A 20,943-nucleotide genomic window follows, 5' to 3' on the forward strand; every position below is an offset into this window, starting at 1 on the left:
CATTACACCATTAGGTTGAAGGAGATACCAAGAGCCGTTAATTTTTGTCCATCCAGTAGCCATAGCACCATTGCCATGTAGGTAATACCAGCTACCTTGGTCATATTTCCATCCTGTTACTTTCTCATTATTTGAGTAATAGTACCAAGCATTTCCTTCTTTAATCCATCCTTCTTTTTTGTTTTTCTCTTCCTTGTTTGTATTTAATTCAGTTTTACTTTCTTGAGTTTGTTCTTTTGTAGCGGGAGCTAGACTGTTTTCTTGAGCTTGCTCTTTTTTATCGGTAGTTACATTATTTTCTTGAGCTTGCTCTTTTTTATCGGTAGTTACATTATTTTCTTGAGCTTGCTCTTTTTTATCGGTAGTTACATTATTTTCTTGAGTTTGTTCCTTTTTATCGGTAGTTACATTATTTTCTTGAGTTTGCTCCTTTTTATCGGTAGTTACATTATTTTTTTGAGTTTGTTCCTTTTTATCGGTAGTTACATTATTTTCTTGAGTTTGCTCTTTTTTGTCAGTTGAGACATCGTTTTTTTTTGAAATATCGTCTATGAATTCATCTGTTTTTAATGTTTTTGTTTGTTCGGTTGCTTTGGAATGGTCTTCTGTATGAAGGGGAGTTTTACTTATTTCTGTGTTTGCATAACTATGTATGGGAGATAACAATAAAGCACTAGATAAAATGATAATTGGAAGCTTTTTTTTCATATTTACAATCCTTTCTGTATTTACCTGATAAATAGATAGCTAGTTTTATTAAATTACTAGTTTTTAATATACATCTAATTTGGAACGTTTTTCCTATTCCTGTACATGTGCATCATGATACAATAAAAAACTTTTGAATGCGAGAAATTTTTTATGAAAGAAAAGAAGAGATTTATCGGTTAATCGTTTGAATCAACMGAATTTATTAGACTCATATGAAAAAGGATGGAATTACAAATAAAAAAGCATCTATTTGTAGATGCTTTTTTATTTGGCTTATTATTGATGCGCTTTCCCCTCAGATACATTTTGAGTAAGGCGATACCAAAGCCATAAATCGTTAATGATGGAGGCAAGATCAGCGATTTCAGAATTGAGGCTACAGGAAATTTCAAAGTTTTCTTCGTTATTTAAACGATGTTGTTTTTGATTAATATGATATTCAAGTTCTTTTATACGATCAGGTATTTTCCCGCGAATTTGTTCCCACTTTAATAAAATAGCATGCTGCATTTTTTCAGGGATATCTTCCCATTCTACTTGTAAGTCAGGTACTTCTATTCCTAGGTGTTCATCGTATATAAAATATTGTTCCATATAGACACCCCCATTTTCTGTTTCCATTGTATCGAAAAAAAGAAAGAAGTTCGATGGAATTGTTAGAATTTTTTTGCTAATATCCCTTGATTCATTTTGTGAAAGGTGTTAAAGTGTGAATTAATATTAATGATAATGAATATTTATTCTTTAGGGGGATATGAAAATGGAGAAGAAAAAAGTTGTGTTAGCATATTCCGGAGGTCTTGATACTTCCGTTGCAATTAAATGGTTACAAGAGAAAAATTATGATATCATTGCACTTTGTTTAGATTTAGGGGAAGGTAAAGATTTAGAGTTTGTAAAAGAAAAAGCCATTTCAGTAGGTGCTACTAAATCTTACATGATTGATGTTCAAGAAGAATTCGCGAATGAATATGCATTGACGGCATTGCAAGGTCATACATTATACGAAGGAAAATATCCACTTGTTTCAGCGTTATCACGTCCGTTAATTGCGAAAAAACTAGTAGAAATCGCGGAGCAGGAAGGGGCAAGTGCTGTTGCACATGGATGTACAGGAAAAGGGAACGACCAAGTTCGCTTTGAAGTTTCTATCCAAGCATTAAATCCGTATTTAGAAGTGATTGCGCCAGTACGTGAATGGAAATGGTCACGTGAAGAAGAGATTGCGTATGCAAAAGAAAATGATGTACCGATTCCAATCAATTTAGATAGTCCGTTTTCCATTGACCAAAACTTATGGGGACGTAGCAATGAATGTGGAATTTTAGAAGATCCATGGGCAGCACCTCCAGAAGATGCATATGAAATGACATTAGCATTAGAAGATACACCGAATAAACCAGAGTTTGTAGAAATTGGATTTGAATCAGGGGTACCAACAACATTAAACGGCACTTCTTATTCACTTTCAGAACTTATCAAAACGTTAAATTCGCTTGCTGGAAAACACGGTGTTGGACGTATTGATCATGTAGAAAACCGTCTTGTTGGGATTAAATCACGTGAAGTGTATGAATGTCCAGCGGCAATGACGTTACTTACAGCACATAAAGAATTAGAAGATTTAACACTTGTAAAAGAAGTCGCTCATTTTAAACCGATGATTGAACAAAAATTAACAGAATTAATTTATAACGGTTTATGGTTCTCACCTTTAAAACAAGCACTTGCTGCTTTCTTACAAGAAACACAAAAATCCGTAACAGGCACAGTACGTGTGAAATTGTTTAAAGGTCATGCAATTGTAGAAGGACGTAAATCAGAATACTCTCTATATGATGAAAAATTAGCGACATATACAGTGGATGATGAATTTAACCATGATGCAGCAGTTGGCTTTATTTCTTTATTTGGTCTTCCAACAAAAGTATACAGCCAAGTGAATCAAAAGAAGGTGGAAGCGTGAGCAAACTTTGGGGAGGTCGCTTTACAGCAGAAGCAGAAGCGTGGGTCGAGGAGTTTGGAGCTTCCATCTCCTTTGACCAGCAATTAGCGAATCAAGATATTGAAGGTAGTATTGCGCATGTTACGATGCTGGCGAAACAGGGAATTGTAACAAAAGAAGAAGCAGAGAAAATAAAAAAAGGTTTACAACATTTACTAGATGAAGCAAAAGAAAATAAGCTTGCGTTTTCTGTCCAAGCTGAGGATATTCATTTAAATATTGAAAAGATGTTAATTGAAAAAATTGGTGAAGTAGGAGGCAAGCTTCATACAGGCCGAAGTCGTAACGATCAAGTTGCTACAGATATGCACTTATATTTAAAGGAAAAAGTGCAGGACATCATAAAGGCTGCGAAGAAATTGCAGAAGGTTCTTGTTCATCAAGCAGAAGAGAATATTGAAACGATTATGCCGGGATATACACATTTACAACGTGCACAGCCAATTTCGTTCGCTCATCATGTGCTTGCATACTTTTGGATGCTAGAGCGCGATGTAAATCGTTATGAAGATTCACTGGGACGCATTAATATTTCTCCGCTTGGCGCAGGTGCGCTTGCAGGGACGACATTTCCGATTGACCGTGCGTATAGCGCAGAGATTCTCGGTTTTGAAGGAATCTATGAAAATAGCTTAGATGCGGTAAGTGACCGTGATTTCATATTAGAGTTTCTTAGCAATTCATCCATATTAATGATGCATTTATCACGTTTTTGTGAAGAGCTCATTTTATGGAGTAGTCAGGAGTTTCAATTTATTGAGATGAGTGACCAGTACGCAACAGGAAGCAGCATTATGCCGCAAAAGAAAAATCCTGATATGGCCGAGCTCATCCGTGGTAAAACAGGAAGAGTATACGGCAACCTATTTAGTTTATTAACGGTAATGAAAGGTTTACCGCTTGCTTATAACAAAGATTTACAAGAAGACAAAGAAGGTATGTTTGATACAGTTAAAACAGTAGAAGGCTGCCTGCACATTATGGCTGGTATGCTAGAAACAATGACTGTAAACAAAGAAAAAATGGGGCAAGCCGTAAAACAAGACTTCTCTAATGCAACAGAAATTGCTGATTACTTAGCAAGCAAAGGACTTCCATTCCGTCAGGCACATGAAATTGTCGGAAAGCTTGTTCTTCATTGCACGCAAAAAGGAATTTATTTATTAGATGTACCGCTAGAAACATATCAAGAGATGAGTCCGTCATTTGAAGAGGATTTATATGAAGTTCTTTCTCCTTATGCAGCGGTGAAACGTCGTAATAGTGCAGGTGGGACAGGGTTCGAACAAATTCAAAAAGCGCTGGAAAAAGCGAAGGTGCTAGTGGGAGAAACCGTAAATTTATAAGGATGAGAGGATACTAAGTTCCATAAAGGAGCAGAGTATCCTCTTTTTTATTACTAGAAAAAATAATAAGTGTGTTAAAGGGGAAAGGAGAGCGCATGATACGATGTACTCTCCTTTTATTTTTTAGAAAACATGTTCATGTAAAGCTGGCTTGTCAATCTGGAAATACTATGGCAGTATATAAGGAACATCCCTGTTTTTTGTGAATTTCAAGTTCGCAATTGTTATGTTTACGAGGATATAAGAAAGGGAATTGAAAGTGATTTTTATAATGGAGGAAATAAAAAAATATGCAAAACTTACCAAACTGCCCGAAATGCAATTCAGAATATACTTATGAAGATGGAAGTCTTTTTGTTTGTCCAGAGTGTGCTCATGAGTGGGCTTTAGAATCAGAAACTGAAAACAGTGAAGGTAAAAAGGTTGTTAAAGATGCAAATGGAAATATCTTAAACGATGGTGATGCTGTAACAGTAATCAAAGACCTGAAAGTAAAAGGAACTTCATCAGTTATAAAAATAGGTACAAAAGTGAAGAGTATCCGTTTGGTTGATGGAGATCATGATATTGATTGCAAAATTGACGGTTTTGGAGCTATGAAATTAAAATCTGAATTTGTTAAAAAGGCATAAAGATAATCATATAAAAGTGATTGAAAAGACGTTCAGTAAGGTGATTTTGTCACGTAATGAATGTCTTTTTATTATGAAAAAAAGGATATACGTTCTTATTGTTGGCTTGAAATAAAGTTTAATCAAAAACACTCTACAAACCCATATTATATGGTAAATAAGAATAATCCATTTTGAAAAAAGATTAATCAAAATGGATTATTCTCTAGCAGTTTTAAGTTATGGTTTTATAAAAAAGTTTAATCATTTTCTACCTTCGATCTTCCAAAATCGCGCCCGGTGGTTGAACAAATATATATATTTTCTCAAAGAGATCAGTTATATAGAAAAATTCTAGGTCACGGTTAAGTTTTTTAAGTCACATTTAAGTTGTTTACTTCACAATCAGTGAGCTAGACTAAACAACATAAATCTTAAAATACAAATTTGTTACATCCCTTTAGATAGCTATATTCAAAAGGGGCAAAGCATCATAACTTTTTTGCAAACATCGCGACTATCTTCAAAACATCGCATCTTTTTTAGAAACATCGTGACTTTATTTTAAATCCACACTTAACAAAGTCAAGTGCAAAACCTATATTGTCTGGCAATCTAAGTTCTGAAAATAAATTCAGGGCGTAACTTAACCTCTTACATTTATTTGAAAGGCTTAAAAAAGTTCTGTTCCTTTTATCACACAAAAATAAGCTTCTATTTAAAGAAGCTTTTCCTTCTTCATATTCATCTTCATCTTTTCATAATTCTACCTGTTCAAAAAGGTCCACTGCATAGGAGTTTTCTTTAACTAGCGGTCYGTTTACACATCGGTTCAAATTCACTTTATATTGCAATTCCCTGAAAAATGCTACTAACTTTAAGAAACTATATTTCTAATGAATGTTGAAAATAAAAGAAGAAGATACATATTCGAGCCTTAAAAATCATATTTAGTAACGATTGATGAAAATTAAATTTTGGAGGCTATAATAATGAATGAAAAGCATCATAAACAGAGGCAAACCTTATTAGAGGAAAGCCATTATGAGAATCGATACCTCTCCAATGAGCCAGCTAAACTTCATTCCCAGACGATCGGATCTGGGGGACCTGTACTGGAACAAGATGGTGTACTACACGAAACCTTACAAGAATTTATTCATGAAAAGATTTTAGAAAGACCTGTTCATGTAAAAGGATTTGGTGCATTTGGTTATTTTCAAACGATATATTCGATGTCCGAACATACAAAACTGAGTTTTTTACAAAATTTTAATCAGAAAGTTCCTGTTATGGTTCGCTTTTCGTTAGCTGTCAGTACGAAAGGAACACCTGATACATCTAGAAATGTAAGTGGTTTTGCTACAAAATTTTATACAGAAGAAGGTGTTTTTGACCTTTTATGTAATCACATTCCTGTCTTTTCTGTTCGTGATGCGATACGATTTCCGGAATTTATTAAAGCATTCTTACCTTCACCAAAAAATAATTTAATTGACCCTGATAGGTTTTGGAGCTTTGTAGCAAGAGCGCCTGAATCAATTCATTTTGTTGTACGTTTATACTCTGATGCTGGTACGGTAAAAAGTCTTCGCCACATTCCAGGACATAGTGTAAATACATATGTTTGGAGAAATGCTCAAGGTATTAGAAAGTACGTTAAATACCATTGGTACCCATTTGAAGGTGTACAATACATTGGTCGCGAAGAAGCAAGTAGACTAGCCGCTGAAAATCCTGATTACGCTGGTAAAAATTTATACGATGCGATTGCGGGTGGTAAACTGGTGGAATATGGATTATATGTCCAGCTCATGGACCCAAAGGATGAAGCAAATCTTTCTTATGATCCTTTAGACGATACAAAAGTATGGGATGAAAAAGAGTATCCCCTAATACCAGTAGGCAAAATGGTATTAAATAAAAATCCTGATAATTATATGGAGCAAGTAGAAAAAGTCGCCTTCTCCCCTTCTAATTTACTAGACGGCGCAGAATTATCTGATGATAAAATACTGCAGGGCCGTGCCAATATTTATAGTGATTCTCAAAGAAGAAGAATTGGAGCTGAATTTCGTAAATTACCGGTTAACCAACAGCAAAATTGGACATCAACTAATCAAATTACAAGTGGTGATGGAAGATATGTTGAAGGCAAACTAGAAAGAACTTCTATAACAAAGCAAGACGATTTTGGGCAGGCTGGTGAATTCTATACGAGGTTAACTCAAATAGAAAAAGAACATCTTGTCGAAAATTTAACTAGTGATTTGAAAGTTATATCTGATGATATTAGAAAGAAAATTATGGAGTATTTCAATAAAGTATCATCTGACTTAGCAAAGAGAATTGAGATTGAAATGAAAAAGTGATAAGAAGATTAAAAAACAACAAAATTAAAAGATGGAACAAAAGTGATTATTGATAAGGATAGTAAAAATACGAAAATTATTCGTTGGAAAAAAGATGGACTTTATCGTGGGATTTCTTTAATTAAATCACCAGATGTTACAAAAGATTACACTATTAAAGACCTTGTAAAAACAGCAGATTCGATTAGCGAGTAATTATTGAACTAACGCATGCGTTAGTTGAACAACATACTAAAAATGTTGTTGTGTAAATGAGGTCATTTGTAGTACAAAAAAGGATAGAAATAGCAGTTTTTATTTCTGCTTTCCTATCCTTTTTGTTTCGGCCTAAAAATGTGTGACATTATATAAAATCATTTAAATATAAATATATTCATTCAATTGCTTGACTTTCAATAAAAAAAGAATAATCAAAATGGCTTCTTTTCTTCTTGGTAATGCACCATGGCTCAGCTCAACGCCATGTTTTTCTTTAAAATGCGAACAGATCGTATCGAGCATTTCAAGTTCTTCATCATTTACATCTAAAATAATTCGTTCGTGATCTCCCATGTAGTATCCCCCTTTTCATCTTTTTCTTAGCGTAACCGAACGGATATATTCTATCCTTTGATTTCTAAATTATGTAGATTAGTGTGGTGATAAGTAAAAGAAAGGGATGGATTATGAGGCGTATTTGGTAGTGGCTACACTAATGAGGGGATTATGGTCGTAAAAGTTTCTTCCACTGTTTTTATTTGCGAGTGTTATGGTAATCTTAGCTTGTCTTCATAGGAAAATACATAAAATAAAAAACACCAAATCTGCATAAGACTTGGTGTTTTCGTTATTTATTAAATGTCACCTTGCTCTTCTTCACCACGAACAACAAGGACATCGCATTTTGCATAGCGAATAATATGTTCAGAGACGCTACCGATTAAGAATCGTTCTACAGCGTTTAAACCAGTTGCACCACACATAATTAAATCTACTTTTTGTTTTGGAGCAATTTCTTTTGAGATTTTAGATTTTGGATTACCGAATTCTAATACAGTTTCTACTTTTTCAAGGCCAGCTTCAGTTGCAGTCTTTTTGTAGTCTTCTAATAAATCTTCTGCAAAGAGATTTGCACGCTCAGCGATTGCGCGGCTATATGCCTCTACAGCAGAGTATGCTTTTACATCAACGATATGAGCGATTGTTAATGTTGCGTTGTTGCGCTTTGCGACTTGAATTGCTTTTTTAAAGGCTTTTTCTGCTTCTTTGGAACCGTCCACTGCAATTAAAATATTTGTATATGTATTATTCATAGTAGATTCCTCCCAATTCGTTTTTATAAGCTTTTACAACTTAATTATAAAACAAAATATGGTAACGTGCTTGCCAGAAACGTTACAGAATTTTGAAAACTCTGTTCCAATTCTTTTTAGTTGTAATTGTAGGGAGAACTTGTTACATATGAAGTATAGCAATTTAAAAGGAGGCATGTTTGTGAGACACGCGCTCATTACGGCCGGTACGAAAGGTTTAGGAAAGCAAGTAACAGAGAATTTATTAGCTAAAGGATATTCAGTAACTGTAACATATCATAGCGATATAAGTGCTGTAGAAACAATGAAAGAAAAGTATAAACATATAGAAGAACGTCTGCAGTTCGTACAAGCAGATGTCACGAAAAAAGAAGATTTACATAAAATAGTAGAAGAAGCAATTAGCCGTTTTGGCAAAATTGATTTTTTGATTAATAATGCAGGTCCTTATGTGTTTGAACGTAAAAAGTTAATTGATTATGAAGAAGATGAATGGAATGAAATGATACAAGGGAATTTAACAGCAGTGTTCCGTTTATTAAAACTTGTCGTTCCCATTATGAGGAAGCAGCATTTTGGTCGCATTATCAATTACGGATTTCAAGGGGCAGATAGTGCACCTGGCTGGATGTACCGTTCTGCATTTGCGGCTGCAAAGGTAGGACTTGTTTCGTTAACGAAAACAGTTGCCTATGAAGAAGCGGAATATGGCATTACAGCGAATATGGTTTGTCCAGGAGATATTATTGGTGAAATGAAAGAGGCGACAATTAAGCAGGCGCGTACGATGAAAGACATTAGAACACCAATTGGTAGATCTGGAACAGGTGAAGATATTGCTCGAACAATTTCGTTTCTATGCGAAGAAGATTCTGATATGATTACAGGCACAATTATAGAAGTAACAGGGGCAGTTGATGTTATTCACCGATATCGACAAAGATAGATAAAGTGAAACTTCCATCATTGGGGAGTTTTATCCTTCAATGATGGTTAGCCCTCACCAATCAGGCATTTATGGATAGTGTATCCCCCACCTAATTTTGGGGCTTTTTCATCTTGAGAGGGGGATATTACTGTCCGTTAATGCGGGGCAAAATCTATCGGAAAACTCGCATTATTTTTTGTCAAATATTGAGATATTATGTTAGAATATAAGAGCGTAGAAAGCGCTTTAAAAAATGATTCAGGGGTCATTTCATAACTCAAGGGGGAATTAATAATGCGTATCGGTATTCCAACAGAAATTAAAAACAACGAAAACCGCGTGGCAATGACGCCAGCTGGTGCTGTACATTTAATACACAATGGTCATGAAGTTTTTGTTCAAAAGGGTGCAGGTTTAGGATCTGGCTTTACAGATGAAGAGTACGTACAAGCTGGAGCGAAACTTGTTGAAACTGCTGAGGAAGCATGGAATCAAGAGATGGTTATGAAGGTAAAAGAGCCAGTAGAAAGCGAATATGGTTATTTCCGCGAAGGTTTAATTTTATTCACATACTTACACTTAGCTCCAGAACCAGAATTAACAAAAGCATTAATTGACAACAAAGTAGTATCAATCGCTTATGAAACAGTACAATTAGACAATCGTTCTTTACCACTACTTGCACCGATGAGTGAAGTGGCTGGTCGTATGTCTGCACAAATCGGTGCGCAATTCCTTGAAAAAAATAAAGGCGGCAAAGGTATCTTACTTGCAGGCGTTCCAGGGGTAAAACGCGGTAAAGTAACAATTATCGGCGGTGGCCAAGCTGGTACAAACGCAGCGAAAATCGCGGTGGGCTTAGGTGCTGACGTAACAATTATCGACTTAAGTGCAGAACGTCTTCGCCAATTAGATGATATTTTTGGCAATCAAGTCAAAACATTAATGTCTAATCCATATAACATTGCAGAAGCTGTAAAAGAATCTGATCTTGTTATCGGTGCGGTATTAATTCCAGGTGCAAAAGCTCCAAAACTTGTAACAGAAGAAATGATTAAATCAATGGAACCAGGTTCTGTTGTAGTAGATATCGCAATCGACCAAGGTGGTATTTTCGAAACAACTGACCGCATTACAACTCATGATAACCCAACTTATGAAAAATACGGTGTTGTTCATTATGCAGTTGCAAACATGCCAGGTGCGGTTCCACGTACATCAACTCTTGCATTAACAAACGTAACAGTACCATATGCAGTACAAATTGCTAACAAAGGCTACAAACAAGCTTGCCTAGGCAATACTGCATTATTAAAAGGTATTAACACATTAGACGGCTATGTAACATTCGAAGCAGTTGCAGAAGCTCACGGCTTACAATACGCTGATGCGAAAGAGCTTCTTGAAAAAGCTCCTGCTTTATCATAATAGAAATGATTGTGAGGCCTTCCTTGTATAAGGAGGGTCTTTTTGTATTTGGCGGCGGAACATACATATAATATGTTCTATCAGTCCGGGATTGTCTTTGCTGAAAAAGAAAAATACAAGAGATTGTTGTTAATATTTTTTAATTGCTTCCTTTTTTATCACTTATTGGTCTAGTTTCTTTACAATTTTCAAGCCGAACATCATTGTGAAGAAAAGAACTCCTATCACGTAATATAGAACATATTCTACTCGTATCATCGTATTCTTATTGGTTATATATAAAAGTATCACTGCACCAATCAAGTGAGACAGTCCAAAAATTTGAGCATAAAGTTTCAAACTCAACTTTTCAATTCGTTCGTCCATCTCTGGTAATGGATACTCTCCTGCTCCTGTATTCTTCTTAAAGAATAATTTCCTTAAGAGTCCAAACACCGATGAGAAGATGATAAACCCTACAGCATACATAAGGCTCACTTCAAGGCCTGCATCAAAATAAAAGAATACAGTTCCTAATAAAAGAATGGTAATATACGATGCTGTTTGTTGAGTAGAATTATTTTTCACTATTATTCCTCCCCAGTTTTATCTAATTGAAATAAATCCTCCACTTTACGATCAAAAAACTCACATCGTTTTAAGGCTAATTCTAAGCTGGGGTTATATTTGTTCTTCTAGATGGCGATGAGGGATTGCCTGGTGATGTTAACAGCAGAAGCAAGTTGCTCTTGGGTGATGTCTCTAACAACGCGGAATTGTTTTACTTTATTTGTGGCCAAATCCACAATTTCTCCTTTGTGCAAATTTATTACATTGATTTTAACCATTTTTCAGGTAATTTGTAAATGTAACTTTACAAAAAGTAAAGGGAACATTACTGTTACATAGCTAGATTTAGAGAGTATTTTTATTTTGAAAACCTTTTAATTGGTATATTTTTCTTGTTTGCAGAGCTCTCCATATGGTAGTTTGTAATTGTATGCGGAAAATAAAAGAGGTGATGTCATGGGGAGAAAGAGTAGGAAGAAAAAACAGATAAAACAGCAGAAATATATAAAGAAAAAGCAGGAACAGAATATATCGTTTGAAAAGAAATTGGCTCTTAGGATAGAGAAAATAGCAAGATATATTAGCATGATCATTTATGTAATTGTATGCATGTTTCTGTTAGGGGGATTTTACCAATTAGAAATAACACCTGAATTTTTGGAAGAAACCTTAGGGGTCATTGCTTTAATGGTAGCAGTGGGTATGTTTTTTGTGMTGTTTGATACAATATGGCCAAGCCGTGAAAGTGAAAAAGATAAGAAAAGAAAGCAGAAAAGGAAACGCTCTTCTTATTCCTCCAATTCATCAAGTGGATTTGTAAACTATAGCGATAACGATTGTAGTAGTTCAGGTGATAGTGGAGGAGGAGATTGTGGAGGCGGTGGAGATTAAAACTGAAATTAATTTGCTATGAAATGTTTTACTATTCAGAATGATGAAGAATGACGTTAATAAAATGAAGCTTCAATCAGTAGGGACTTCATCCACCACTGATGGTTACTCCTCACCAATCGGGCTTTTTACGTGCAGTCATCCCCCTAACTTTTGAGGGACTTGCTTCCAGTTAATGCGGGATAAAAATAGATTAAAAAATGAGAGCGCTAGAATGGAATAGAACGTTGCGGAAAGGGTGCATAGCAATGAACTTAGCAAAAGAGTCAGAAGAAAAAGTACAAGAGAAAAGTGAACTGAATGAAATGAAAGAAGCAATTGTTAAATTAGAACAAAGTGTACAAGAGTTAAAAGAAGAAGTAAAAAAGGTAAGGAAGAAAAAACAGGAAAAAGATATTGATTTTGGAACAATCGGCTTTTGGATTTGTATGATGATTATTGCACTTGGATGGTTTTGGGGGAAATAGTAAATGGATTAGGGGATGGGAATAACGATGGAGAAGGTAAACCTATTAGAACTTACAAAAGATATTACAGAAGGGCACAAAAATTTTGTTGTATCAAATGTGAATAATCATTGTTTACGGATTGCGGTATTTACAGGGGAATATGATTGGCACTTTCACTCCAATTCGGATGAGCTATTTATGGTACTCGAGGGAGAATTGCTTATCGATTTTCAAGATAAGGATACAGCTGTATTAAAACCAAATGATTCGATTTTAATTCCAGCAGGTACCATTCACCGAACGAGGGCACTACAGCGAACTGTTAATCTTTGTTTTGAAAACTTAGATGCGGATACGGTTATTGTGGAGAACGTATGAGAAAGTTAGCGTTAGCAGAATATCATACGGTTCTTCCGGTTTTAGAAAAGAACAAACAGACATCTACTTTTGCCTATGCAGTATGCAATCGAATAATAGATGGTGAGATTTTTGTAAATGAGAGATTAACAGTGGGAATGATTGTGACTGTTAATGGCATTTACTACCTGTTTGGAGATACACATGATCAGGAATTTCAACATACTTTGTTTTCTTATATTGAAAATGACGTTTTAACAACGGAGAAGCGATTCTCATTATTTGTTTCTAGCATAGAGTGGGAAAGCATTATTGAAAATCATTTCAAGGATTCTTTTAGAAAAATTCCTCGAAAAAAAATTCTATTTCAGAGAGATATCTTCGAAGATAGGAAAAGAGAATTAGATGATTCTACATACAAGGTTATGCGGATTGATAGAAACATAATCGAAAAAAGTACTGAATTTACGGAACAGTATTATACAGAATATTGGGGTTCAAAAGAAGCGTTCTTGAAGGCTGGTTTTGGATTTTGTATTCTGCAAGATGAAAAAGTAGTAGCTGAATGCGTCTCGATTTTTAGGAGTAATCGTTTTGCTGAAATTGACATCGCAACACATCCAAACTATCAAGGAAAAGGGTTTGCTCAATTAGTCGCCACTTATTTTATAGAACATTGCATACAAAATGGTATTACGCCGTGCTGGGATTGTAATGTGGATAATATACCCTCACAAAGACTTGCTAGTAAACTAGGTTTTGATCATCCAGTGGAATATGTTTTATATGTACGTAAGAAAGTAGAGGGATAAAACATGAATGTTGAATTAACAAGATTCAAAGTGAAGTCAGGGAAAAGTCACCGTGTTGATGAATGGATGAAGATGTTAAATGACCATATGAAAGAAGTGCTTTTGACATTAAACGACGAGAAAATGTATGTAGAGACAATTTTCCGGGAAATAAGAGATGGAGAAGAGTATTTATATTGGTATTCTGTGCAAGGGGAAGGCGGGATAGATGTCGAAGCTTCTCGGCACGAAGTTGATAAAAAGCATTTGGAATTTTGGTATGAATGTATTGATGAGGAAGCGCCCGCTGCTAATATGGAAACAGAGGTTGTCATGATTCAAGATGTTGTCAAAGAAGCGATGAAGTAATAGAATGGTATTCTTTGTATGGAACGAAAAGAGCGCATCAAAATAGATGGGCTTTTTTGTTTGCAAAAATTTTTTTGGGGAAAGTTGTATACATTTTAAGCTCTCAAACGTTGAGTATGTAGAAGGGAGAGCAGAATGAGTTATGATACGTTTGAATCATTATTGATAGAAAAGTCAAAAGCTGTTTATGGATACTTAATTAAGATCGGCGCAGAAAGAAAGGAAGCAGAAGATATCGTACAAGATACGTTGTATAAAGCTCTTCTGCTTATGGAGGAAATACCGTTAGAACGATTAACACCATGGTTATTCCGCGTTGCGATTAATCAGCATCGTGATTTATACCGGAAAGAAAAACGATTAAATCCAGTTGCGATTGAATCAGTTGTTCTTATTAGTCAAAAATCATTAGACGAAGTTCTTTTGACAAGTGAGCTTCAAGGAGAAGTACAAGAAATACTAGAGACGATGACAGAAGATTATCGGCATATGTTATTGCTGAAATATGAGTATGAACTCTCTTATAAAGAAATTGCCGTTTTATTAAGTATGAAAGAAGAAACAGTGAAAACAAGTTTGTACCGTGCGCGGAATCAATTTAAGAAATTGTATAGGAGGAAGAATGATGAGTCGGAAGGACTTTGAGCTGGATATGGATGAGAAGCAGATGAAGGTTTTGATGAAGAGAGCGAAGCGAAAACAACTTTTGCGAAACTGGATTATTTCTATTTGTGCGTCTGTTGTAGTTATCGTAGGACTGTTTTTAGGAACAGCATATTTTTCACAACAAACTTTTGAAAGGATGGAAAGACAAGTGGCTGCGTTACATACTGTCCAAGGACCGAATATACGCTTTAGTGGCAGTGTTAATTTAAGTAATAGTATGATAGGTCGAACCATCATATATAACTCTTATAAAAATATAGCGGGACAACCAGTGAAATGGGCAAATGAGATGTATGAATYAGGTGTATGGAATTATAGGATGATGCACTATAATGGTGAACTTGTTAGGTTAGATGAGGAAGAGGTAAATAAAGAGGGAGAGACTATTAAGTTACCAGATTATAATGTTCAAACAATGCAAAGGGAAATGAGGTTTTACTTGCCTTTCGTTACGTATKAAAATTATGTGAATGATTTAAAGGACATTGGAGAGCTGCAAAATAAAGTTGCGGAAATAGCGTTATCTTTTGATAAAGCATATACGGCTGAGCAAATTGTGGAGATGTTACCAAAAGGTATACAACCTGTTTGGTTTTGGGCTGATACATATAATGAAAAAAAGGCCGATACGTATGTAGGATTAAAGGATCCTCAGAGTGGTGCGGTATTAAATGCTGAAATGGCTATAAAAGTATTTGGCTTTGAAGGGAGTTATGCAAAAGCGCGAGAAAATATTAAAAATGATTTAACAAGAAATTCAAAAGAATTTCTGGATCAAATGAAGTATTTAGCAGAGAATAGTGAGGGTATACCAAACGATTATTTTAATCAATATTATAAAGAAATTAAAAATACACCATCAAAGGACCTACCAATCTACGGCGTAGTCGTAACAGGAAAGACAGAGAATTTAAAAAATTTACAAAGTTCACCGTATATAAAAGCAGCTGTAAGAGGTGTAACAGTTGAGAAATATTGATTACAAAACATTAATTAGAATAATCTGAAAATTTATGGTATAATATGGAGAAAAGGGGGCCTATATGAAGCAAATACATGGAGCAATCTACATCTACATAACAATGTTTTTCATAGGAGCATCTTATTATTTAGGACATTCATACTCGCACCCAATTGTAACTTTTTTAAGTGGGACATGTATGGCTATCGCGATTTTTGTACATCTTTTCTCAGTTTGGATTGTAAAGTTTCAACTAAATATTAGTGAAATGGAAGAAGGCACTTTTTGAGTGGCCTTCTTTTTTAGTAGTATTGGCGTAATTCCTTTAATAAATTTTCAACCTCGTTTTCGGTTTCTTTGCATATAGAAAGTGTTCGTAATCTAAAAAACAAGCTACGCAAGAGCGATTTTATATTTCCATATAACGCTTCATAAGGTTCGATAGGTAATTCAGGTTTTTGAACTTGTAATTGATTTACTAAAGAATGAAGAGCTGAGATGAGTTCTTTTTCAACTAAACCATTTTTCAGCATGGCAATGATAGGAGTGATAATTCGCTCATCTTCTTCATACTTGTAATACATTGTATGTACATTTATTTTTTCTAACAAGGTTTGTAGTATTTCAGGGTAATAGGAGGCCTCAAGTTTTGGATTTTGAACGAGTTCATCGAATGTATCGGAAACATGAGCGATGCTATGAGCCCAGCCTTGATCGTTAACATAACCTCTGAAATCATGTTCTTGGTCCATATATAACATTAATTTGTCTTTCACATCTAATATGTCAGACTGTGATAAAAAGTTATGTTTTGTATCGGCGTTTATGATTAAAGCAATTAATAGTGTTGTAAATGATCGAGTAAATACAGCGTCTGTATCGTCAGTGTTAATTTTGTAAAATAAATATTGCTCGCTTATACTTTGGGACAATAATTTCTGTAAATGCCTGTGTGTAATATGATCGTTTGTGATGAGATGATAAAAGGTCGTATAGATTAATTTATCTCGTAAATAGCCATCTGGTACACCGATATATTGAAGCATTTTTGAACTTAAATCATGAATATCTACAGTGGAATCTATAGCGTAATGATTAGCTTTTATTTCTTCTAATTGTTTTTGAAGTTGTTGCATGTAATCTCTCCTTTTTATTTAGAAAATTCTGTATTTTAATATTATGATAGAAACGGAGAATATACAAGAAATAAATACCTTTCTTCAACAAATCAATCATTTATTGAGGATTTCAAAAAAACGATTAGAGACGAACAAAAAATGTTAGAAATAGGATTGATTAATGAAGTTTCTATAATGGAGGCATGAAATGAAGAGAAACACATGGATGTTGTGTGTGTATGTTTTATTTACTGTTTCTTTCGTAATATTAATAGCATGTACACGTAATGAGCAAACTGAGAATGAGCCGGCGAGTGTGCAACAACAAACAGAACAAGGTGCTATGGAAGGATACGTTATAGTGAAAAATACGACTGTATATTTCGCTAGCAATAAAAAATTCGACACGAAAAAAGAGTTGCAGAGGTATGTGGATCAACAAAAACACATGAACATCCCAGCGGATACGATTCTACGTTTGGGTGATAAAAATGCATATAAACAGTTGAAATCAGGATATAAAATAAGAGTATGGTCTTCTCAGATACTTGAAAGTTATCCAGGGAAAATGACTGTTAATAAGTTTGAGATAGTAGAGAAAAATGATATTTAAAAAAGGTAGCGCAGTCGCTACCTTTTTCTTATTTCACAAACTGTAATTCTTTCGGGAATTTTGTTAAAATTTCTGATCCGTCTTTTGTGATATAAATATCATCTTCAATACGAACGCCACCTACGTTTGGTACGTAAATACCTGGTTCAATTGTGAAGACCATACCTTCTTTTAATGAAGATTCGTTGCCTTCTTTTACATCTGGATATTCGTGTACGCTAATTCCAAGTCCATGACCAAGGCGGTGCGGGAAGAATTCTCCGTAACCTGCATCTGCGATAACAGAGCGAGCAGCATTGTCAATTTCGCCAAGTGTAACACCTGGTTTACAAGCTTCAACCGCTTGTAATTGGCCAGCTAGTACAGTGTTGTAAATGCGTGTTTGTTCTTCTAAAATATCGCCAAATGCGACTGTACGTGTAATGTCAGAGCAGTAACCATCAATGATTACACCTAAGTCAAACAGTACGAAGTCACCGCGCTTCATTTTGTTTCCGCCTGGAATACCGTGTGGCAGTGCAGAGTTTGCGCCTGCTAATACCATTGTGTCAAAGGACATTTTATGTATGCCTTTTTTCTTCATTTCATGTTCGATGATTGCTAACACTTCTAATTCGCTACGATTTTCTTCAATTGCATTTACACCGATTTCAACAGCGTAGTCTGCCATGTGAGCTGCTTGGCGTAAAATAGAAAGTTCTTTTTCGTCTTTAATTAAACGAAGTTCGCGTACTTTTTCTTCAGCGGATTTGAAAGATGCTTTCGGGAATAATTTTGTTAATTCTTCATAGCGCTCTACATTTAAATGTTCTTTTTCAATTGCCACTGCATTTACATCAATGCCGCGATCTGCGATTGCTTTTGCAATCATATCCCATGGTTTGTCTGTATCAGTAAATCCGATAATTTCATGTGCCCAGCCAGCGTTTCTAGCTTGACCTTCTTCCATTTTAGGACAGATTAAAATCGGTTCTTTTTCTTGGAATACAAATAGACCGAGTAGTCTTTCGTGTGGTTCACAATGGAAGTTTGTCATATAGAAGACGTTTGGTGTAGAAGTTAAAAATGCAGCTTCCACGTTTTGTTCTTGTAGCCATTGCATTAAGTTTTCTAATCTAGTATTCATAGATTTGCACCTCCGAGATTTGAGTTACATATATAACTTTACATCGGATGAAAGCGTTATGACAAGTAAATCGTTGTTTGAAAAGACAGGGAATTATGAAATCATGTAGAATAAAAGGTGTGAATGTGAATAAGGGAGGAATGTAATAATGAAAGTATCTTATCACGGGCATTCAGTTGTAAAGATTGAAACGAATGGAAAGGTTATTTTAATTGATCCGTTTTTAACAGGTAATCCGAAAACAGATTTAAAGGCTGAAGATGTCAAGGTAGATGCGATTATTTTATCGCACGGTCATGGTGATCATGTCGGCGATACAGTAGCGCTTGCGAAGAGAAATAATGCGGTTGTTGTGGCACCGTTTGAACTCGCAACATTTTTAGGATGGCAAGGTGTGAATACACATCCGATGCATATCGGTGGTTCACATGTGTTTGATTTTGGAAAAGTGAAATTTACACAAGCATTCCATGGGTCAAGTTATATTGATGAAGAAAATCAGACGATTACATATACAGGAATGCCAGCTGGAATTTTATTTACGGCAGAAGAAAAAACAGTGTATCATGCGGGAGATACTGCTTTATTTTCCGATATGAAGTTAATCGGTTCTCTTAATAATATCGATGTAGCATTTTTACCAATTGGTGATAATTTTACAATGGGACCAGAGGATGCAGTGTTAGCTGCGGAATGGATTGGAGCAAAAACGGTTGTGCCAATGCACTATAATACATTCCCAGTCATCCAGCAAAATCCGCACCTTTTTGTCCAAAAACTAACATGTAGTACAGGTAAGGTATTAGAAGCTGGAGAAAGCATTACACTATAAAAAAAACCCTTCATTTGAAAAGACAAGTGAAGGGTTTTTTATGTGTGTAAAATAGGTTTGAAAGTCGGTGCTTGTTTTGGTGTTTCTTTTACTTTTTCTGGTAATATTTGTTCTGGTGCTTCATTTAATTCCACTGCAACCTTTTTTCCATCAACGAAAGCTAAAAATACAGCACCTACAATTTCTAAAAATTTTTTCATTTTCATTCGCTCCTTTGTTTGATTTCTTGTCTTTATTGTACATTTGAAATGATGGACAGACTATCGAATGAGATGACAATAGCATTACACTGTTGTAAGAATGTGACCGATGGAATGTAAGAGTCATTTTGTTATAAAAAAAATAGTACAGATACATAAAAGTACAGTGTAACAGTTTCGGAAATATAGTATACTAAAAATACAACACATGAAGAATTTAGGGAAAAGAAAGTATGGTGAAACCATTTGGCTACCAAACATAATCAAATTTTAGAACATATTAATAGCCTGCCGGTAGGGCATAAAATTTCTGTGCGCCAAATTGCAAAAGATTTGAGTGTAAGTGAAGGAACGGCCTATCGTGCGATTAAAGATGCAGAGAATAAAGGGTATGTTAGTACAATTGAACGTGTCGGAACAATCCGAATTGAACAAAAGAAAAAGGAAAATATTGAAAAACTAACATATGCCGAAGTGGTCAATATCGTCGATGGCCAAGTGCTTGGCGGAAGAGAAGGATTACATAAAACATTAAATAAATTCGTGATTGGGGCCATGAAATTAGAAGCGATGATGCGCTATACAGAAGCAGGAAACTTGCTAATTATCGGTAACCGTACGAATGCACATCAACTAGCATTAGAAGCAGGAGCTGCAGTATTAATTACAGGTGGATTTGATACAGAAGATCATGTGAAAAAGTTAGCAGATGAATTAAAGTTGCCGATTATTTCAAGTAGCTATGATACATTTACTGTGGCAACGCTTATTAACCGTGCCATTTATGATCAGCTTATCAAAAAGGAAATCGTACTCGTTGAAGATATTTTAACGCCAATTGAAGAAACGTTATATTTAAAACCTAGTGATAAAGTAGCGCAATGGCATGCGTATAATAAAGAAACAATGCATGGGCGTTATCCAATTGTAGATGAAAATAAAAAGGTATTAGGGATTGTTACTTCAAAAGATATGATTGGCATCGCAAAAGAAACACCAATTGAAAAAGTGATGACAAAGCAACCGATTACAGTGAATGGGAAAATGTCTGTTGCAGCGGCAGCGCGCATGATGGTATGGGAAGGGATTGAACTTCTTCCTGTTGTCGATGAAGGCAACCGATTGCAAGGGATTATTAGCCGTCAAGATGTACTTCAAGCATTGCAAATGATTCAACGTCAACCGCAAGTTGGAGAAACGATTGAGGATATCGTCACAAATCAATTTGTGACTCCGAAAGAAGCAAAGAACGAACACAGTTATCAATTTTCTGTGACACCACAAATGACGAGTTCATTTGGAACATTATCATATGGTGTATTTACAAC

General features: G+C 35.2%; 26 protein-coding genes and 1 pseudogene. 18 read left to right on the forward strand and 9 right to left on the reverse strand.

What is annotated here, in order from left to right:
* Positions 1-708 (reverse strand): N-acetylmuramoyl-L-alanine amidase family protein (locus AC1DIT_RS23340; protein ID WP_476998439.1); only part of this gene is annotated, 708 nt, incomplete at its 3' end.
* A gap of 279 nt (positions 709-987) precedes the next feature.
* The gene (locus AC1DIT_RS23345; RefSeq protein ID WP_016116621.1) at positions 988-1,305 is read right to left on the reverse strand and encodes a hypothetical protein; all 318 of its coding nucleotides are present in this window, start codon (positions 1,303-1,305) and stop codon (positions 988-990) included.
* Between the two features lie 166 nt (positions 1,306-1,471).
* Between AC1DIT_RS23345 and AC1DIT_RS23350 the strand changes: the two genes are divergently transcribed.
* From AC1DIT_RS23350 to AC1DIT_RS23370, 5 genes are all read left to right on the forward strand, one after another.
* Positions 1,472-2,677, forward strand: a complete 1,206-nt coding sequence (locus AC1DIT_RS23350; protein WP_016132103.1) for an argininosuccinate synthase — start codon at positions 1,472-1,474, stop codon at positions 2,675-2,677.
* Positions 2,674-4,062: an argininosuccinate lyase gene (argH, locus tag AC1DIT_RS23355; protein ID WP_016133279.1), complete on the forward strand. Its 1,389-nt coding sequence runs from the start codon at positions 2,674-2,676 to the stop codon at positions 4,060-4,062. Before AC1DIT_RS23350 ends, argH begins: the two co-directional genes overlap by 4 nt.
* Before the next feature lie 290 nt (positions 4,063-4,352).
* Positions 4,353-4,694, forward strand: coding sequence for a zinc ribbon domain-containing protein YjdM (locus AC1DIT_RS23360; protein ID WP_003201064.1), 342 nt, complete (start codon positions 4,353-4,355; stop codon positions 4,692-4,694).
* Positions 4,695-5,665: 971 nt separating this feature from the next.
* Positions 5,666-7,045 carry a catalase gene (locus tag AC1DIT_RS23365; protein ID WP_016116618.1) on the forward strand — a complete coding sequence of 460 codons (1,380 nt, stop codon included), beginning with the start codon at positions 5,666-5,668 and terminating at the stop codon, positions 7,043-7,045.
* 42 nt (positions 7,046-7,087) lie between these two features.
* Positions 7,088-7,240 carry a hypothetical protein gene (locus AC1DIT_RS23370; RefSeq protein WP_016116617.1) on the forward strand — a complete coding sequence of 51 codons (153 nt, stop codon included), beginning with the start codon at positions 7,088-7,090 and terminating at the stop codon, positions 7,238-7,240.
* 162 nt (positions 7,241-7,402) lie between these two features.
* On the opposite strand, the gene AC1DIT_RS23375 is transcribed toward AC1DIT_RS23370, so the two are convergent.
* On the reverse strand, positions 7,403-7,597 hold the full coding sequence (locus AC1DIT_RS23375; RefSeq protein WP_476998440.1) for a hypothetical protein: 195 nt from the start codon (positions 7,595-7,597) through the stop codon (positions 7,403-7,405).
* Between the two features lie 281 nt (positions 7,598-7,878).
* Positions 7,879-8,337, reverse strand: a complete 459-nt coding sequence (locus AC1DIT_RS23380; protein ID WP_006096151.1) for a universal stress protein — start codon at positions 8,335-8,337, stop codon at positions 7,879-7,881.
* A gap of 148 nt (positions 8,338-8,485) precedes the next feature.
* Here AC1DIT_RS23380 and AC1DIT_RS23385 point away from each other — a divergent pair, with 148 nt between their 5' ends.
* Both AC1DIT_RS23385 and ald read left to right on the forward strand, forming a co-directional pair.
* Positions 8,486-9,283, forward strand: a complete 798-nt coding sequence (locus AC1DIT_RS23385; protein ID WP_016133278.1) for an SDR family oxidoreductase — start codon at positions 8,486-8,488, stop codon at positions 9,281-9,283.
* Between the two features lie 276 nt (positions 9,284-9,559).
* Positions 9,560-10,693: an alanine dehydrogenase gene (gene ald, locus AC1DIT_RS23390; protein ID WP_016116615.1), complete on the forward strand. Its 1,134-nt coding sequence runs from the start codon at positions 9,560-9,562 to the stop codon at positions 10,691-10,693.
* 162 nt (positions 10,694-10,855) lie between these two features.
* Here the strand turns inward: ald and AC1DIT_RS23395 are convergent, their stop codons facing one another.
* Both AC1DIT_RS23395 and AC1DIT_RS23400 read right to left on the reverse strand, forming a co-directional pair.
* Positions 10,856-11,260, reverse strand: a complete 405-nt coding sequence (locus AC1DIT_RS23395) for a hypothetical protein (protein WP_016133277.1) — start codon at positions 11,258-11,260, stop codon at positions 10,856-10,858.
* Between the two features lie 2 nt (positions 11,261-11,262).
* Positions 11,263-11,520: pseudogene (locus AC1DIT_RS23400) on the reverse strand (helix-turn-helix transcriptional regulator).
* 178 nt (positions 11,521-11,698) lie between these two features.
* On the opposite strand from AC1DIT_RS23400, the gene AC1DIT_RS23405 reads away from it, so the two are divergent.
* The 8 genes from AC1DIT_RS23405 (at position 11,699) to AC1DIT_RS23440 (ending at position 16,015) form a co-directional block, all read left to right on the forward strand.
* The gene (locus tag AC1DIT_RS23405; RefSeq protein WP_476998443.1) at positions 11,699-12,133 is read left to right on the forward strand and encodes a hypothetical protein; all 435 of its coding nucleotides are present in this window, start codon (positions 11,699-11,701) and stop codon (positions 12,131-12,133) included.
* A gap of 248 nt (positions 12,134-12,381) precedes the next feature.
* Positions 12,382-12,600: a hypothetical protein gene (locus AC1DIT_RS23410; RefSeq protein WP_016116612.1), complete on the forward strand. Its 219-nt coding sequence runs from the start codon at positions 12,382-12,384 to the stop codon at positions 12,598-12,600.
* A 27-nt stretch (positions 12,601-12,627) separates the two neighbouring features.
* Positions 12,628-12,960, forward strand: a complete 333-nt coding sequence (locus tag AC1DIT_RS23415; protein WP_016116611.1) for a cupin domain-containing protein — start codon at positions 12,628-12,630, stop codon at positions 12,958-12,960.
* Positions 12,957-13,751 carry a GNAT family N-acetyltransferase gene (locus AC1DIT_RS23420; RefSeq protein WP_016116610.1) on the forward strand — a complete coding sequence of 265 codons (795 nt, stop codon included), beginning with the start codon at positions 12,957-12,959 and terminating at the stop codon, positions 13,749-13,751. The genes AC1DIT_RS23415 and AC1DIT_RS23420 overlap by 4 nt, the downstream gene beginning before the upstream one ends.
* Before the next feature lie 3 nt (positions 13,752-13,754).
* Complete coding sequence (locus AC1DIT_RS23425) at positions 13,755-14,099, forward strand: DUF6176 family protein (RefSeq protein ID WP_016116609.1); 345 nt, start codon at positions 13,755-13,757, stop codon at positions 14,097-14,099.
* A 135-nt stretch (positions 14,100-14,234) separates the two neighbouring features.
* A complete protein-coding gene (locus tag AC1DIT_RS23430; RefSeq protein ID WP_016116608.1) occupies positions 14,235-14,744 on the forward strand; it encodes an RNA polymerase sigma factor in 510 nt (169 codons plus the stop codon).
* Positions 14,725-15,744 carry an anti sigma factor C-terminal domain-containing protein gene (locus tag AC1DIT_RS23435; RefSeq protein ID WP_476998441.1) on the forward strand — a complete coding sequence of 340 codons (1,020 nt, stop codon included), beginning with the start codon at positions 14,725-14,727 and terminating at the stop codon, positions 15,742-15,744. The genes AC1DIT_RS23430 and AC1DIT_RS23435 overlap by 20 nt, the downstream gene beginning before the upstream one ends.
* A 64-nt stretch (positions 15,745-15,808) precedes the next feature.
* Positions 15,809-16,015 (forward strand): hypothetical protein, encoded by a 207-nt coding sequence (locus AC1DIT_RS23440; RefSeq protein ID WP_016116606.1) that lies wholly within the window; start codon positions 15,809-15,811, stop codon positions 16,013-16,015.
* A gap of 13 nt (positions 16,016-16,028) precedes the next feature.
* Here the strand turns inward: AC1DIT_RS23440 and AC1DIT_RS23445 are convergent, their stop codons facing one another.
* A complete protein-coding gene (locus tag AC1DIT_RS23445; protein ID WP_016116605.1) occupies positions 16,029-16,862 on the reverse strand; it encodes a DUF2785 domain-containing protein in 834 nt (277 codons plus the stop codon).
* A 190-nt stretch (positions 16,863-17,052) separates the two neighbouring features.
* On the opposite strand from AC1DIT_RS23445, the gene AC1DIT_RS23450 reads away from it, so the two are divergent.
* The gene (locus AC1DIT_RS23450) at positions 17,053-17,457 is read left to right on the forward strand and encodes a DUF3221 domain-containing protein (RefSeq protein WP_016116604.1); all 405 of its coding nucleotides are present in this window, start codon (positions 17,053-17,055) and stop codon (positions 17,455-17,457) included.
* A gap of 28 nt (positions 17,458-17,485) precedes the next feature.
* Here the strand turns inward: AC1DIT_RS23450 and pepQ are convergent, their stop codons facing one another.
* Entirely contained in the window at positions 17,486-18,583 is a 1,098-nt protein-coding gene (gene pepQ / locus AC1DIT_RS23455; protein ID WP_016116603.1) for a Xaa-Pro dipeptidase, read from the reverse strand.
* 148 nt (positions 18,584-18,731) lie between these two features.
* Here pepQ and AC1DIT_RS23460 point away from each other — a divergent pair, with 148 nt between their 5' ends.
* Entirely contained in the window at positions 18,732-19,415 is a 684-nt protein-coding gene (locus AC1DIT_RS23460; RefSeq protein WP_016116602.1) for a metal-dependent hydrolase, read from the forward strand.
* 38 nt (positions 19,416-19,453) lie between these two features.
* On the opposite strand, the gene AC1DIT_RS23465 is transcribed toward AC1DIT_RS23460, so the two are convergent.
* On the reverse strand, positions 19,454-19,615 hold the full coding sequence (locus AC1DIT_RS23465; RefSeq protein WP_016116601.1) for a hypothetical protein: 162 nt from the start codon (positions 19,613-19,615) through the stop codon (positions 19,454-19,456).
* A 246-nt stretch (positions 19,616-19,861) separates the two neighbouring features.
* Between AC1DIT_RS23465 and AC1DIT_RS23470 the strand changes: the two genes are divergently transcribed.
* On the forward strand, positions 19,862-20,943 hold a 1,082-nt coding region (locus AC1DIT_RS23470; protein ID WP_476998442.1), incomplete at its 3' end, for a DRTGG domain-containing protein.

It is taken from the genome of Bacillus sp. 05T22 (genome assembly GCF_056396765.1).

Excerpts from the sequence above, each read along its gene's own strand:
- AC1DIT_RS23360 (WP_003201064.1), top strand. The coding sequence starts at position 4,353 with ATGCAAAACTTACCAAACTGCCCGAAATGCAATTCAGAATATACTTAT.
- AC1DIT_RS23415 (WP_016116611.1), top strand. The coding sequence starts at position 12,628 with ATGGAGAAGGTAAACCTATTAGAACTTACAAAAGATATTACAGAAGGG.
- AC1DIT_RS23375 (WP_476998440.1), bottom strand. The coding sequence starts at position 7,597 with ATGGGAGATCACGAACGAATTATTTTAGATGTAAATGATGAAGAACTT.
- AC1DIT_RS23380 (WP_006096151.1), bottom strand. The coding sequence starts at position 8,337 with ATGAATAATACATATACAAATATTTTAATTGCAGTGGACGGTTCCAAA.
- AC1DIT_RS23440 (WP_016116606.1), top strand. The coding sequence starts at position 15,809 with ATGAAGCAAATACATGGAGCAATCTACATCTACATAACAATGTTTTTC.
- AC1DIT_RS23430 (WP_016116608.1), top strand. The coding sequence starts at position 14,235 with ATGAGTTATGATACGTTTGAATCATTATTGATAGAAAAGTCAAAAGCT.
- AC1DIT_RS23410 (WP_016116612.1), top strand. The coding sequence starts at position 12,382 with ATGAACTTAGCAAAAGAGTCAGAAGAAAAAGTACAAGAGAAAAGTGAA.
- AC1DIT_RS23445 (WP_016116605.1), bottom strand. The coding sequence starts at position 16,862 with ATGCAACAACTTCAAAAACAATTAGAAGAAATAAAAGCTAATCATTAC.
- AC1DIT_RS23365 (WP_016116618.1), top strand. The coding sequence starts at position 5,666 with ATGAATGAAAAGCATCATAAACAGAGGCAAACCTTATTAGAGGAAAGC.
- AC1DIT_RS23460 (WP_016116602.1), top strand. The coding sequence starts at position 18,732 with ATGAAAGTATCTTATCACGGGCATTCAGTTGTAAAGATTGAAACGAAT.
- AC1DIT_RS23465 (WP_016116601.1), bottom strand. The coding sequence starts at position 19,615 with ATGAAAAAATTTTTAGAAATTGTAGGTGCTGTATTTTTAGCTTTCGTT.
- pepQ (WP_016116603.1), bottom strand. The coding sequence starts at position 18,583 with ATGAATACTAGATTAGAAAACTTAATGCAATGGCTACAAGAACAAAAC.
- AC1DIT_RS23385 (WP_016133278.1), top strand. The coding sequence starts at position 8,486 with ATGAAGTATAGCAATTTAAAAGGAGGCATGTTTGTGAGACACGCGCTC.
- AC1DIT_RS23450 (WP_016116604.1), top strand. The coding sequence starts at position 17,053 with ATGAAGAGAAACACATGGATGTTGTGTGTGTATGTTTTATTTACTGTT.
- AC1DIT_RS23345 (WP_016116621.1), bottom strand. The coding sequence starts at position 1,305 with ATGGAACAATATTTTATATACGATGAACACCTAGGAATAGAAGTACCT.
- AC1DIT_RS23425 (WP_016116609.1), top strand. The coding sequence starts at position 13,755 with ATGAATGTTGAATTAACAAGATTCAAAGTGAAGTCAGGGAAAAGTCAC.
- ald (WP_016116615.1), top strand. The coding sequence starts at position 9,560 with ATGCGTATCGGTATTCCAACAGAAATTAAAAACAACGAAAACCGCGTG.
- AC1DIT_RS23420 (WP_016116610.1), top strand. The coding sequence starts at position 12,957 with ATGAGAAAGTTAGCGTTAGCAGAATATCATACGGTTCTTCCGGTTTTA.
- AC1DIT_RS23350 (WP_016132103.1), top strand. The coding sequence starts at position 1,472 with ATGGAGAAGAAAAAAGTTGTGTTAGCATATTCCGGAGGTCTTGATACT.